Annotated in this window: 12 protein-coding genes; 10 read left to right on the top strand and 2 right to left on the bottom strand. The window is 42.5% G+C overall.

Annotated features, from left to right (window positions below; translation table 11 throughout):
* Positions 1-12: 12 nt before the first annotated feature.
* Positions 13-1,461 carry an ATP-binding protein gene (locus AB5I83_RS17570; RefSeq protein WP_448977083.1) on the bottom strand — a complete coding sequence of 483 codons (1,449 nt, stop codon included), beginning with the start codon at positions 1,459-1,461 and terminating at the stop codon, positions 13-15.
* A 188-nt stretch (positions 1,462-1,649) separates the two neighbouring features.
* On the opposite strand from AB5I83_RS17570, the gene AB5I83_RS17575 reads away from it, so the two are divergent.
* From AB5I83_RS17575 to AB5I83_RS17590, 4 genes are all read left to right on the top strand, one after another.
* A complete protein-coding gene (locus AB5I83_RS17575) occupies positions 1,650-2,186 on the top strand; it encodes a sigma-70 family RNA polymerase sigma factor (RefSeq protein WP_448977085.1) in 537 nt (178 codons plus the stop codon).
* On the top strand, positions 2,187-2,594 hold the full coding sequence (locus AB5I83_RS17580; protein WP_448977087.1) for a PadR family transcriptional regulator: 408 nt from the start codon (positions 2,187-2,189) through the stop codon (positions 2,592-2,594).
* Between the two features lie 7 nt (positions 2,595-2,601).
* On the top strand, positions 2,602-3,873 hold the full coding sequence (locus AB5I83_RS17585; RefSeq protein WP_448977089.1) for an FtsW/RodA/SpoVE family cell cycle protein: 1,272 nt from the start codon (positions 2,602-2,604) through the stop codon (positions 3,871-3,873).
* A gap of 337 nt (positions 3,874-4,210) precedes the next feature.
* Positions 4,211-5,668, top strand: a complete 1,458-nt coding sequence (locus AB5I83_RS17590; RefSeq protein WP_448977091.1) for a PstS family phosphate ABC transporter substrate-binding protein — start codon at positions 4,211-4,213, stop codon at positions 5,666-5,668.
* 302 nt (positions 5,669-5,970) lie between these two features.
* Here AB5I83_RS17590 and AB5I83_RS17595 read toward each other — a convergent pair whose 3' ends face one another.
* The gene (locus AB5I83_RS17595) at positions 5,971-6,762 is read right to left on the bottom strand and encodes a TIGR00266 family protein (protein WP_448977093.1); all 792 of its coding nucleotides are present in this window, start codon (positions 6,760-6,762) and stop codon (positions 5,971-5,973) included.
* A gap of 373 nt (positions 6,763-7,135) precedes the next feature.
* On the opposite strand from AB5I83_RS17595, the gene AB5I83_RS17600 reads away from it, so the two are divergent.
* The 6 genes from AB5I83_RS17600 to AB5I83_RS17625 all read left to right on the top strand — a co-directional run bounded on the left by AB5I83_RS17600 (position 7,136) and on the right by AB5I83_RS17625 (position 14,784).
* Complete coding sequence (locus tag AB5I83_RS17600) at positions 7,136-7,378, top strand: heterocycloanthracin/sonorensin family bacteriocin (RefSeq protein WP_319005624.1); 243 nt, start codon at positions 7,136-7,138, stop codon at positions 7,376-7,378.
* Positions 7,379-7,515: 137 nt separating this feature from the next.
* Positions 7,516-9,420 (top strand): putative thiazole-containing bacteriocin maturation protein, encoded by a 1,905-nt coding sequence (locus tag AB5I83_RS17605; protein ID WP_448977094.1) that lies wholly within the window; start codon positions 7,516-7,518, stop codon positions 9,418-9,420.
* Complete coding sequence (locus AB5I83_RS17610) at positions 9,417-11,366, top strand: TOMM precursor leader peptide-binding protein (RefSeq protein WP_448977096.1); 1,950 nt, start codon at positions 9,417-9,419, stop codon at positions 11,364-11,366. The genes AB5I83_RS17605 and AB5I83_RS17610 overlap by 4 nt, the downstream gene beginning before the upstream one ends.
* An 11-nt stretch (positions 11,367-11,377) precedes the next feature.
* Positions 11,378-12,934 (top strand): SagB family peptide dehydrogenase, encoded by a 1,557-nt coding sequence (locus AB5I83_RS17615; protein WP_448977098.1) that lies wholly within the window; start codon positions 11,378-11,380, stop codon positions 12,932-12,934.
* Positions 12,935-13,109: 175 nt separating this feature from the next.
* Positions 13,110-13,688, top strand: coding sequence for an RNA polymerase sigma factor (locus AB5I83_RS17620; RefSeq protein WP_448977100.1), 579 nt, complete (start codon positions 13,110-13,112; stop codon positions 13,686-13,688).
* The gene (locus tag AB5I83_RS17625; protein ID WP_448977102.1) at positions 13,678-14,784 is read left to right on the top strand and encodes a DUF4179 domain-containing protein; all 1,107 of its coding nucleotides are present in this window, start codon (positions 13,678-13,680) and stop codon (positions 14,782-14,784) included. Before AB5I83_RS17620 ends, AB5I83_RS17625 begins: the two co-directional genes overlap by 11 nt.
* Positions 14,785-14,877: the final 93 nt, after the last annotated feature.

Genomic DNA, 14,877 nt, shown 5'->3' on the forward strand with positions numbered 1-14,877 from the left:
TATTTCTGTTTTCTAGGTATGGTCAATAACAAAGCGAGAGGGGTCTTCTTTAATAGGCAACGTGATCGTAACAGTTGTTCCTTCATCAACAATGCTGGAAAAATCGATTTTTCCACCATGGTTTTTGATGATTTTCTGGCAAATCATCAAGCCGAGTCCGGTTCCTTTTTCTTTTGTGCTATAAAAGGGTTCTCCTAGTTTGTTCAGTCGGTCTTCCGGGATTCCAGTGCCCTGGTCGATTACCTTTATGGAAGCATGTTCACAATCTTTTGATATGTCAACGAGGATTTCTCCCGATTTTGTCATGGCCTCGAGAGAATTCTGGATGAGATTGATTAAAACCTGTTTTATTTTATCCGGTTCACACTCCAGGTATATTTCTCGTGTATCCGTTTTAATCTTAATGAAGGCATCTGACAGTGCTGCCTGGGGATTAAGCAAATTCACAACGCCATTTACAAGCGGAATCACATCAACATAAGATAGATTGGAAGCTTGTGGTTTTGCTAGTACAAGCAAGTCGCCAACAATTGACTCTATGCGGGCTAGCTCATCAAGGATGATTTCGGCATAATTCTCTGCTTCTTCTGCCGGATGCTCACTCAAAAGTTGGGTAAAGCCTTTTATTGCAGTCAAAGGATTCCTGATTTCATGAGCAATCCCAGCTGCCATCTGCCCAATCACCGACAGTTTCTCAGCTACCTGCAGCTGATCCTCCGTTTTCCTTTGTTCTGTAATATCCTTGATGATGATAAGGGAAACGTCCCTGTTTTTGAAGACTGTCGGAATAAGCTGCACCTCAGCCCTCTTTGGTTCATTATCTTTTCGGATCAAACTGATTTCAAAGTCGCTGGAGTTCCTCGAATCCAGGCTTTCTTTCAGCAGCTTATAGTCTTGCGGGTCGGTGTAATCATACAAAGATGTACCAATGATTTCATCAAAACTGGTCGCGCCCATCAATTTCTTTCCCTGCTCATTGATATAAGTCCATACTCCGTTTTTTGTAATGATTCCCATCGTATCCTTTGAATGTTCAAGGAATAACCGATCTCTTCTTTGACGTTCTTTTAATTTTTCCTCTCGATTTACACGCTGGGTAACATTTCTGGAAATAAGCACTATTTCGGATTGAGAAGGACCCTTCGTACTGCTTGATTCCAGCCAGAGATAATCTCCTTCTTTTCTTCTGAAACGAAACAAAATCTCTCCAGAATGATAAGAAGAAAAGTACTGTTCCAGCTTTTCCTGATCCAATGGATGACAAAAGCTGAAAATGGACTTTCCATGAAGCTCGGCGGATGTGTATCCGAAAAGAGTCTTACAGGAAGGTGCCGCATAGCTAAAGCTTCCATCCAGATAATGACTGGAGAGAAAATCCTTTGCGTTGGTCAGTGCTAAGCTTATATCATGTATGTCGTTTATATCTGGGTCATAGGCTTGTAGAGTTTCTTCTTTTATCATAATAAAGCCTCCCTAACTATTCATTCTGTATAATATGTAATTGGTATTGCCTCTCTATTTTACAAGACGAAAGAGAGAAGGAACGAATAATATTGCGAAGTTTTTAAAAATTAGAACTTTTATCCTGTTTTATATTCCTAAAACCTTTTTACCAGTGCGTCGTCTATAACTATGAAGGGGGAACAGTTGTGGATGAACTAACAGCAGAGATGAATGAAATTGAAAATGGTGCAGATGCAATTGATGAAATCATGATTAGATATGGGCAAGAGATTCTGCAGCTCTCGTTTTCATATGTGAAAAATAGGCAAATCGCCGAGGATTTAACACAGGAGATTTTCGTGAAATGCTATAAATCTCTTCATACTTACAGCGGCAAATCGAAATTCCGTACCTGGCTTTGGAGAATAGCCTCAAATCACTGCAAGGATTATTTGAAGAGCTGGTACAACAAGAATGTTTTCACGACCGATTATCAGCCTATCTATGATTCCTTCCAGAGTGATAGTGTTGAGCAAACCGTCATACAGGAAGAGCAAGATGATCAGCTGGCATCAGCGGTCATGGAGCTGCCTGTCAATTATCGTGAAGTGATTTACCTGTTCTATTTTGAAGAAATGTCAGTCAAGGAAATTTCCGTCGTGACAGAAGTAAAGGAGAACACTATTAAAACCCGCTTAAAACGTGCAAAAGAACTCCTGAAGGAAAGATTGGAGGAAAAGTAAATGGAAAACCGGTTGAATATGCTCCGAAAATCCATGGAGAAATCTACTTTTAAAGAATTAAGTTTTTCAGAAAAAATGAGAAAAGAGATTCATAAACAAATTAATATGCCAGATGAAAGTGATGAGGTAATCACTTTATCCATCCTTCAGCTGCTCCTGCAAGAAAAAACAGGTTATGAATTGATCGGACTGCTAAGGTCCAGGGGCTTTAAAAAGTTTGAGGACAATGAAGGTTCCTTATATACGATTCTCCACTCGCTTGAACAAAACCGGTTGATTGCTTCTTGCTGGAATAGTGAGGGAACGAAATATTACCAGATCATTGACAAAGGGAGGAAGTATCTCCGCAAGCAGGAGAAAAATTCGGCTGCCGGTCGGATTGTCATGAAAGGATTGCTGGAGGAGTGATAGTGATATGAGTAAAAGATGGAATGGTTTCTTAAGTGAAGTTTCGAATCATATTCACTCGAAGGAAGCGAAGAAGTTTGTATCCTCCGAATTGGAATATCATCTCAACCAGGTGAAGAAAGAATGGATGGGGAAGGGCTTAAGTGAAGCAGAGGCTGAGGAAAAAGCGGTAAGACAAATGGGAAGTCCGTCCAAGCTTGGGCATGAAATGAATAAGCTTCATAAGCCGAGGATTGACTGGTGGCTGATCAGTTTGTTGGCGATTACCATGGCATTGAGTTTTCTGCCGCTGATCACATTGGGTGATGAGTTATCAGATGGCTATTTAGTGATGAAAGCCTTTCATGTTTTACTGGGTGTGATGATTGCAGCCGCTATGATGTTTATTGATTATCGTAAATTTGAAAACAAAGGCTGGGTATTTTATTCCATCGGAGTCATGTTTTTATTCTTGTTATTAACAATCCCAAATACAATCATAAATGGGGTCCCATATTTTATGATTGGCCCGTTCCAGATTGAAAGCCACTATGTACTTCCATTCTTGTTTCTCGGCTGGGCTTCATTTTTCAATAACCCGAGGATCAAGCTTTGGCAGCACTTCGTCTTATTTGCTTTGCCACTGCTCTTATTAATGGCCGTTCCGAATTTGGTGGTTAGTTTCATTTATATTGTGATGGTTTTTGTCATGATGTGGTGGAGTGTCATTAGCAGGAAAGCTGCAGCCATTATAACGCTGTCGTCGATTCTAGCTGCAGGGGCCTTTGGATCATTTGCCTGGTTTACCGTAAAAGAATATCAGCTTGCCAGGATATTAGGGTTTCTCGATCCTGAAAAATACCCGAAAAGCTGGGGCTACACGTATCTTCAGCTGAAAGAACGTTTAGCATCTGCCGGCTGGTTTGGCTCTGCAGCTAAAAGTGAAGCCTTGCCATTTGAACACACCGATTACGCCTTTGTCAATTTGACTTATCACTACGGGTATTTATTTGCGATTGGCCTATTCGTCATTCTTTCCCTGTTTGCAGCGAGGATCGTCATGATTTCCTTTCAAATCAACTCCCGGTTCGGACACCTGTTGCTTGTGGGCGGTGTGACATTATTCCTCGTCCAATTCATCTATAATATTGGAATGATGATCGGACTGCTTCCACTTACGTCCATGTCATTGCCATTCATCAGTTATGGCTTTATTCCGATGCTATTCAATGCATTTATTATGGGAGTCGTACTGAGTGTATATCGGAGGAAGGACTTAATTTTTAATAGAACGGTTTGATGATAGGGAGAGGAACTAGATTCATTTGGTTCCTCTCTTTTTTGTGGGGGCGGGGTTTTATTGGTGACCAATTTTTTTCGTTTCCTTAATATTTAGGTCACCAATAGGGTTCATTGGTGCCTGGTTTTCACAAAAACTGGGTATTTAAGTCACCAATAGAGCTTCTTGTCATCGGTTTTACAGCTATTCTCTTAATTTATGTCACCAATGGCCAATATTAATATGCTCTTGTCCTTCTTCTTCTGATTTTATTAAAGATTAATAATTACATATTTACTAAAATATTCATTTAGTGTAAAATTACACTAAATATAATGTGAGCTTGGGGGTCTATGGTATGAAAAGGGATGTTGGGTTTTTAGCGATTTACTTAATGGTTGTTCCTCTTTTTCTATCTTTTTTGGGGATAGCGGTTTTGCCGATTGAGAAGTTCGGTCCGCTGGTTATGTTAGTGATCATCTCTTTTTCGGCCTTGTATATAGGTTTTCGTTTTGGGAAAAGACCTCAGGCTTCTTCGTTTAACGGTCGGTACCTGCCTGTATATATACCGTTGCTTCTGACGGTGCTTCTTGCTGCGATAGGGATGATTGCTTCCAAGGGCTTTTTCGGGCATCAGGTATGGGGAATTTTCGTATTCGCGCTGTTTCCCTTTTTACCTAATTCCTTTATTTCAGCAATGATGGGTGAATTCATTCTAACATTTGCCGTGCCGTTTGCTTATTATTTATTCTTTATAATCGGGTTCATGATATCCGAACGAAGGACTAAGACGAAAGTTAGCTTCAAAAAGGGGAACCTTTTCGCGGGAATGGGCGTCATCATTCTGTTATTGGCTGTGATGGGTACTATCTATATTGAACGCAGCAAGCATATTCTCCCGCCGTCCTATGGTTTTGACTATGGCAATGGCTTCTCGAGTGTCGATCTTCAACCGTATTATGTGACGAATCCAAATAATATCCTGCCAAAACTGGATGAACAGGCAAGTTTCAGTATTGAATCCCAAGGTGAAATGCCGATTATGGATGGAGCAGAAGCTGCCTATCCCGTTTATGCAGCATTTGCAAATGCGACCTACCAGGATATCAGAAACAAAAACGCGCTGCCGACTGGTGAAGAGATAGTTAGTTTTACGAATACGATTTATGCCTTCGAAAGACTTGTATCAGGAGAGGTGGATATATTTTTCGGAGCCCAGCCTTCTGTTTCGCAACAAAGCCTGGCAGAGAGTAAGGGAAAGGAGCTCGTGCTGACTCCAATAGGAAAAGAAGCATTTGTGTTCTTTGTAAACAAGAAAAACCCTGTTGAAAACTTAACTTCAGATGAACTGAAATCGATTTACTCGGGTAAAACCATTAATTGGAATGAAGTGGGCGGGGAGAATAATAAGATCATGGCTTTCCAGCGACCGGCAGACTCCGGCAGTCAAACGATCATGGAAAAGTTCATGGGTGATACACCTTTAATGCCTGCGCTGAAAGAAGAAGTGGCTGGAATGGGTGATTTGATGGAGGAGGTTGCCAGCTATCGTAATTACAATAATTCTCTCGGGTACTCGTTCCGCTTTTTCACAACTGGCATGAATCCGAATGAAAAAATCAAGCTGATCTCACTCGATGGAGTTGAGCCAACACCTGAAAACATCGCTTCTGGGAAATATCCTTATGTGGTCAATCTATATGCCATCACCGTGAAGGATAATCCGAAAAAATCGTTGCAGCCAATGCTTGAATGGATGCAGGGAGCTCAGGGCCAAAAACTGGTTGAGGAAATTGGATATATTCCAATGAATTGATAAATATCGGAATTAAAAGGCAAAACCAAATCTTGGTTTTGCCTTTCAAATTTATGATGATGACTATAGGTATAAACTTGCAATCCCGCCTACCAAAAGAAGGATTGTTCCTGTTAATAAAGCTATTTTTGCTGTGCGATTGGATTTATGAAACATCCTGAAAAACATACATTAACACCTCACTTACGAAATAGATTAGCTAGCTATATTACGATTTTGAAAATGAAAAGTTTCAACTACCCCATTATTCGGTAAAAAAAGGGAGGTTTCCGTCTCGGAAACCGTCCCTTATTTCATATTGATCAATCACCATCAAGCATTCTGAAGACTCCGCCAAGAACGCTGCCTTCACCTTTGCTTTGGCCTCCACCTTGTGGAGCGGCTGCAAATACTCTGCTGGCGAGGCGGCTGAATGGAAGCGACTGGATCCAAACAGTACCTGGTCCTCTAAGCGTCGCAAAGAAAAGTCCTTCCCCGCCAAATAGTGCTGTTTTAATTCCTTTGACCATTTCAATGTCATAATTCACATTGCTTGTCATGGCCACAAGGCAGCCTGTGTCGACTTTGATGACTTCTCCTGGCTGAAGCTCTCTCTTATGTATCGTTCCTCCTGCATGGACAAATGCCATTCCGTCTCCTTCAAGCTTCTGCATGATAAAGCCTTCTCCACCGAAGAATCCCGCTCCAAGCTTCCTTTGGAATTCAACCCCGACAGAAACGCCTTTGGCTGCAGCTAGGAAAGCGTCTTTTTGGCAAATGATCTTGCCGCCATTCTGGCTTAAATCCATTGGAATGATTTTACCAGGGTAGGGGGATGCAAAGGATACATGCTTCTTATCATGGCCTGTGTTCGTGAAAGTGGTCATGAATAGGCTTTCTCCCGTTAATAACCGCTTTCCAGCGCCAAATAGCTTGCCAACCAAACCGCCGCCGCTACCGGAACCATCACCAAAAATGGTCTCCATCTCGATTTGCTGATCCATCATCATTAAACTGCCGGCTTCAGCTACAACCGTTTCATTTGGATCCAGTTCAACTTCTACAAACTGCATGTCATCGCCGTAGATTTTATAATCAATTTCGTGGTTTCTCATACCTTTCCCTCCAAAACAATTGACTTTACATGTTCATTGTACAACGTTGTGATGAAAGTTGCAGAATAATTTTATAAGCATTATGTGAGCAATTGAGGTTAGCATTGGCTTTTTGTAAACCTGCTTGTAAGGAATATAAGTTACCACCATTTTCTCATCTATATAATCCACCCCTCTAAAATAGGCTTTTGCATATGTGACAATGGCCGTTCCGTTTACATAAATTGTTGAAGAGTATTCATATTAATTTCCTTTGTACTATGTATACAGAAATAAATCCGATATTGCTCGACTTTTGCTACTTGTTTTTGGAGCCCTGTATTTTTCGAGGAGGTAAAGAATATTGATGAATAATTTTCAAAATGAGCTACAAATGCTGAATGTCGGTGATTTCCAGGCAACCCAGCCGGTAACCTGGGACCAGAATCAATACCATACTGGAGATGAGCGTTTTCTAGGCTTAGGCTTGGGTGGTTTTGGCGGTTGTTTCGGATTCTCTTGCTTCTTTAGCTGCTTTGGCTGTGGCGGATGTTTCCGTTGTGGTGGATGTTTCCGCTGCGGAGGCTGCGGACGTTGCGGGCGTTGTGGAGGTTGTGGCCGCTGCCATCGAGGTTAAGTTAGATTTAGCCCTTGCGAATTTTCGCGGGGGCTTTGTTCTTTTAACGGAGACATAAGGGACAAATTGATGTACATACGATGATAATGACAGTCTATGCAGGATAGCAAAGGCATTTGTGCCTGAGGAGGAGTGAGATGGTGAAGCAGGACCCTTCTATGATATTGAAGGTGAAAAGAGATACATTTTATCTCGCAGAACCGAACCGAAGTGTATATTTTAGGAACAATTCATGTTCATTCCGTCTTGAAGGGAATGGAATTGACCAGTGGGTTGAAAAGCTGATGCCGATGTTCAATGGGGAGTACTCGCTTGGAAAGTTGACCGATGGGCTGCCTGAACCTTACAGGGAACGAGTTTATCAAATTGCTGGGGTTTTACTTGAGAATGGTTTTGTCCGGGATATAAGCCAGGATGACAAGCATCAATTATCGGAGCAGGTTATGAAAAGATTCGCTTCGCAAATAGAGTATGCCGATAATTTAGCTGGTTCCGGCGCAGCCAGATTCCAGGCATTCCGCAAGGCAAAGGTACTTGCCGTTGGCTCTGGCCCCATGTTGAATTCACTAGTTTCCACTTTGCTGGAATCGGGTCTTCAGAAACTGTGTGTTTCCGTTACAGAGGAAATCCCCACCAATAGAAAAAGATTAGCTGAAATTGTGAGTCATGCACGTAAAACTGATGCGGAGGTGGAGTACGAGGAGTGCAATAGTACGGATTGGAGGGAAGTCCTGAAGCCTTTCGACTCGGTGCTTTATGTTTCACAAAATGGCAATGTTGAAGAACTGAGGCTTTTGCAATCAATCTGCAAAGAGGAGAGGAAAACATTCATTCCCGCCATCCAGTTCAAACATACAGGCTTGTCCGGTCCAATTTTTGATTCTGATTCAAAGCTTTGCTGGGAATCGGCGTGGAGAAGACTGCATTCTTCCGTTTTGGAAAAAGAACAGAAAGGCTCTCCAGCATCTTTGGCCACTGGCGCTTTGCTGGCGAATGTTAGTACATTTGAATTATTTAAAAAACTTGCGGGCATCTCTACAGCTGAAGAAAGAAACCGGATCTTTTTGCTGAATTTAGAAACTCTAGAGGGGAGCTGGCATAGGGTGTCGCCCCATCCGCTAGTAACTGGAGATTTTTCTTACATGGAAGCAGAGAACATTGAAAATCGGCTTAGTCAGGACATCAGGAAAGCTGAACCGGAAAAGTTCCTGCAGTATTTCAGTTTATTGACTTCAAAAGAGACGGGGATTTTACATGAGTGGGAAGAGGGAGACCTAAAGCAGCTTCCAATGGCACAATGCAAAGTCCAGGCAGTCGATCCACTGTCTGATGGTCCGGCTGAATTACTAGCAACAAGGATTTGTACAGCATTTACCCATGAAGAAGCAAGAACGGAGGCAGCGTTAACGGGGATTGAGGAATATTCTGCCCGATTGGCAGAAGTGATTGAAAACGGCCGGACTTTAGGTGTGGGTACCGGTGAATCTTTTGCGGAAGCAGTTGGGCGAGGGCTGCAAAACTTTCTCGCTAAGGAATTATATGTTCGTAGGCACAGCGAACAAGAGTACATTTCCGTTATAGATCTAAACCAGATTGAAGATAAGCGATGTGCTTACTATTTAAAGGCTCTGACGACGGTTCAGGGAGCACCGCGCGCAGGGATAGGAAAGGAAGTTCATGGTTTCCCTGTTATTTGGATCGGTACGAAGAAAGGATGGTATGGAAGTACTGGTTTGAATGCAACTTTGGCTTTAAGAAGTGCCTTCCAGAATGCGTTATCACATTTTCAAAATGAGTCAGGAGGAGTTAAAGCACAAGTCCTGCAAGAGTCAGAGGTTCTTATTTTGGAGAGAGATAAACAGAACATAAGAATTCCGGAGTGCACAGCAAGGATTGAGCGTGAAAGTTTGCAGGAAGCGATTGAGGTTCTTAAACAGAACAGAATGGAAATGTCAGTGTTTGAATTAAGCATTGAACCAATATTCAAACAGCAACTAGAAGGGGTATTTGGTGTATCGCTGCGAGAGGAGGGATGGAGTTGAGTTCCTTCGTCGTAATAATTGGGGAAGGCAGGCTGGCTGATACTGTTGCTGAAGAATTATCAACTCGCTATCAAGTGTTCAGAAGGAATGATTTTGAGTATGGATTGCCCGAGAATTCAGAGTTGATGCTTGTCCTTCATGATACATGGAATCCCGTTGCCCATCAAAAAGCGGAAGAAGCGGTCAAACTGACTGGCAGTCCCTGGCTCCGGGCCTTTGTATCGTTTGGTGAAGGAATCATCGGGCCGCTCGTCAGGCCTGGCACACCTGGTTGTTCACAATGTGCGGACCTGAGGAAACTGCTAGGAGGCCAGGAACGAGGGGAAATGCAGGAGGTGAAGCAGAAGCTTGGAGCTGAAAAAGCAACAGCTTCGAACCCATGGGCATCGGAAAATGGTGTTCAGCATTTAGTCCATGTAATTGTAACCGAAGCAGACCGTGTTTTAGCGGGCAAGGAGGGGCTTTCGGCGGGACGGATGTATTTTACAGACTTAAAAACATTGAATGGATCCTGGCATTCATTCCTGGCCGATTCCTTGTGCCAGGTTTGCAGTACGATTCCAGAAGATTCAGCTTCGCTTGCAAGAATCTCATTAAAACCCAGTCTGAAAATCAGTGCGCGCAGCTACCGATGTACTCCACTGGACGAAATGAAGGAAGTGCTCTTTGATGATTATTTTGACAACCGGACAGGTCTGTTAAATAGTAAAATGTACGATTTAGTCACTCCATTTGCAGATGCGAGCGTGAATCTGCCAATGATTTCTGGAGGTAATGAGGGCACAGCTGGCAGGACTCAATGCTACGAAGAAAGCGAAATGACTGCCATCCTGGAAGGACTTGAGCGCCACTGCGGACTTCAGTCCCGCGGGAAGCGGACAGTCATTCATGACAGTTTCCGTAATCTTGAAAAACAGGCTTTGAACCCATTAGCAGTAGGTGTCCATGCTGATGAAGAATATGAAAAGCCTGGATTTCCATTTGAAAGATTCAATCCAGACTCACCGATGGATTGGGTATGGGGCTACTCTCTTATTGAAAAGCGGCCGATTCTCGTGCCAGAGCTTTTATCCTATTATAGTCTGGGGTGCGGTTCAGCGGGATTTGTCTATGAAACTTCAAATGGCTGCGCTCTTGGCGGAAGCAGGGAAGAGGCGATTTTCTATGGCATCATGGAAGTGGTCGAGCGTGATTCCTTCCTATTGTCATGGTATTCAAAATTAAAACTGCCACGCCTCGATCTTCAATCTGCTGAAGATGAGGAACTGCTATTGATGGCGGAGCGAATGAGGGCTGTGGCTGGCTATGATTTGTATTTATTTAATTGCACCATGGAGCATGGTATTCCAAGTGTTTGGGCAATGGCGAAAAATAGGAAAGAAAAAGGATTGAACTTGATCTGTGCGGCAGGGGCCCATCTTGATCCGGTTAAGGCGGCCAAAAGTGCTGTCCAGGAGCTTGCGGGCATGATGCTCAATCTCGACGGAAAATTGGAAGGGAACAAGGAGAAATACCTGCAAATGCTTGATGATGATTCACTGGTACGAGAGATGGATGACCACGGTATGCTGTACGGATTGCCGCAAGCGGAGGAACGTTTAAGCTTCCTGCTCGATCATGATCAGCCTTTACAGAGTTTTCAGGATGCTTTCCAAAAGGTGTCGAGTCATGAAGACCTGACGGAGGATTTGAAGGATATTCTAGATGAATTCCACAGTTTGGGCCTCAATGTCATTGTTGTCGACCAGACTCCTCCTGAATTGAAGAAGAATGGGCTCTATTGTGTGAAAGTATTGATACCGGGGATGCTGCCGATGACCTTTGGACACCATCTCTCCCGTTTGAAAGGGCTCGATCGCGTACTCCATGTCCCGATGAAGCTTGGCTATGTGAAAGAACCGTTGACATATGAAGAACTCAATACCTTCCCGCATCCGTTCCCATAGGAGGCAGCAGGATGAATCTTGATCAATTTATAAACGATCTTCAGTTTAATATCGAAGGTGCCAATCAGGAAAACTGGGAACCAAACTGGGAGGACGCTCCTCTTTCCTATAAACTGTATCAAGGATTGCCAGTGGTGCCGCTATCCGGGGAGGTTCCCTTGTCTCTGGCAGTAAAAAAACCGCCAACTAGGCCGGGTATCGAGGAAATTGGACATTTCCTCTGGTATTCATATGGAATAACGCAAGTAAGCGAGTCGTATTTTTCTGATGATGCTGATCCCGTCCATACCTTTAGGAGGCATGCTCCTTCTGGTGGGGGACTTTATCCTAATGAACTTTATGTATATTTGAAGATAAGGGATCTGCCTGAGGGGGTCTACCATTATGACCCGGCTCATCATCGCCTGGTTTTGCTGAGGGCTGGGAATTTTGACTCCTATATATCTGCTGCTCTTGGCGACCGTTGTGACATCTCTTCGTGCTTTGGGACGGCATTCATTTCAACGATGTTTTGGAAAAACTTCTTTAAATACAATAATTTCTCTTACAGGCTGCAAGGATTGGATGCTGGAGTATTGATGGGGCAGCTGCTGGCAGCGTCCAAACGTTTTGGTTTCGCTTCTGGTGTTTACTTTGAGTATTTGGATTCGGCAATCAATCATCTTCTCGGATTGTCTGAGCAGGAGGAAAGTGTGTATTCAATCATTCCGCTGTCAGTGGAAATGACCAACTGGTCTGCAAATAGAGCAGCTTTCCGCAATAACATATCGTCAGAAAAATTGAAAAGGGAACTGAAACCGCTGGAATTTGAACTTTATGAAAGGTCGAAGAAAGTATTAGAGTTTCCGAAATTAATAGCTTTGAACGAAGCCTCGAAACTGGAGTCCACCGAGTCGTTTACTAGGGTCTGTAACCCCTCTGTAAATAGCGAAAAAAGTCTGCAGTTCCATCTACCGCAAACTGAATCATTGGCGTATGATTGGGCAGAGGTAAGCAAAAAGCGTTCCTCACCAGAGATGGACTTTATCATGTCTAATATAAGTCAGCAGCAACTGTCGTCCTTGTTGAAGGAGTCAATCTCTGCTTTTTCCTACCGCAATGATCTGGACGATATTTATGACAGCAATGAGCCCAGAGTTTCAATTTACGGCTGTATCTATAATGTAGAAGGTATTCCGAATGGAGCCTACTTTTACAACCAGGCAAGACACTCTTTAAAAGAAATTCAGCAAGGGGACCACCGGCTGCGGCTACAAACAGGGATGTCCATTGATAATGTGAATCTCATGCAAGTACCGCTTTGCTTGCATGTCGCTGGCAATATAGAATTTTTTCGGGAAGAATTAGGGTACAGAGGCTACCGGATCTTACAAATGGAAGCAGGTATGCTCGTTCAAAGTTTACTATTAACTGCATCTGCTCTTGGATTAGGCGGCCATCCGCTGCTGGGGTTCGATTCAAGCAAGGCCGATGAGCTATATAGAATGAAAGGGGAAACCAGCTTAATCCAGATTCCAATTGGCTCATATCGTCCAAGGGCATGGTTAAAAGCGAGTTTGCACAGCTAAGAAAGGAAAGGCAAGGGGAAAATCCTTGCCTTTTTTTAATGTTCCGCGCTTATTTTTATGAGTGTAGTTATTTCTGCAAGATTTCTCCTTTGTTTCAATTATTTTTCAAAAAGTGCAACCAAATAATTCCTTCATTTCGTTATACTTATGTAGCAAATGGAAAGGGGGTTCCTCAATGAATGGAGAACAGGTATTAATCAATAGGGTCAGGGGAGGAGACCATGAGGCATTCAGTATCCTCGTGAAACCATTATTATCTTCGGCATATAAGTCAGCGTATATCATTCTTAGGTCGAAAGAGCATGCAGAGGATGCATTGCAGATTGCCCTTGAAGGTGCGTATGTAAGCATAATGAAAAAGAAAGACATCACGAATTTCAAGGCATGGTTTTATACGCTTGTCTATTCACGATCAATTGACATATATCGTAAAAATAATCGCCATGCTAGCATCGATTATGAGGAGAGTCATGAAGCACAGCTGAAAATTACTTCTGAGTCAGCTCAGCAAATCGCCATACATAAAGAAAGTAAGAGTGAAATGGTTCGTCACCTGATGAAATTGAAAAGAGATCAGAGCTTGCCGCTTTTTCTTTATTATTATGAGGACATGTCTGTGAAGGAAATTTCACTCATACTCAATGAGAATATCAATACGGTTAAAGCAAGGATGAAGCGGGGGAAACAAAGCCTAGGAAAAATCCTACAGGAATCCAGGCAATTTTTACAGGAGGTGAAGGTCAATGGGATCTAATAAAAATGATCGGGTCGAATCACTTGAGCAACTGGAGATACCTGAAAGCATTTATCAATTCATCGAGGAGATACCCAAAAATTCAATCACCACTGAAGCAGAAGAACAAGTCGAAGAGGATTGGAAGAGGTTCCAGGGACATACAAGAAAGCAAAAAACGGTCATCATTAAAAAGAGAATGGCCATCCTGTCGCTTTCAGCTGCTGCGGTACTAGGCCTTTTCATCAGTACAGCCTTTGTTTCCCCAGCTGTTGCCCAAGTGGCCTCCCGTATTCCTTACCTTAACCTTATTTTTGAAAATAAAATACAGGTGAAAACGCTTGAAAATGAAATATATCAAGCGATCATGGATAAGAACTTTAAAAACATTGCCTTGCATGTTAATAGAAAAGAAAAATATATCGAGGTCATGGTGTTTAATACGGAGGAATATTATAAAGAAATGAAAACACCCATTAAGGATATGATCAGTGAAATCCTGAAGGACAGGAACGAAGGTGATTACGAAATCAGGGTGACTAACGATCCGGAAACTGCTGTACAGTGGAGCAAGATTGATGTAGAAACCGACAAAAAAATTGCTGAAATAGAGAAAACGGTATATGAAGTGCTGGGCAAGTATCATTATGATTCTCCAAGGCACACAAGCGGGATCAGTGTGAATCGAGTCAATCTCGAGCTTCCGGTAAACGAACCTAATATCAAAAAAATCCCCCTTGAAATAAAAGAAAAGTTGAAACAAAGAGAACTTGGCGATCTGGAAGTGAAAGTATACAAATATAATCCTGGTTTAGAAGAACGTGGCGGCAAGTTCATGAAAATTTTTGATTCAATTGCTATTGGGTTAAAAGCAAAGCCTGAATACAAGATCGATTCCGTAGGCTTTTCTAATAATAAGAAAGAGCATTTTTACATTTCGATTCAGCTGGTCATGAAATCAACTGATCCTGATATTGAGGAAGTAGTGGAAACTATAGAAAAAACAGTCCAGGATTTTCTTGAGTCCGATGAAGCCTTAAATGCCATTCAGGACGAAAAATACCAGGTTGTCATTTCAAGCAGCGATAAGAAAAAGATGAAGGTCATCAGCAACTAAGCATGGGAAATCCCATGCTTTTTTGTGCATTTTTTCTAGAAGGAACTTTAAGTTTATGGTAAAATTTTCTGCAAATTAACTAGAAAGAGTGTG

Source organism: Mesobacillus sp. LC4 (assembly GCF_053543455.1).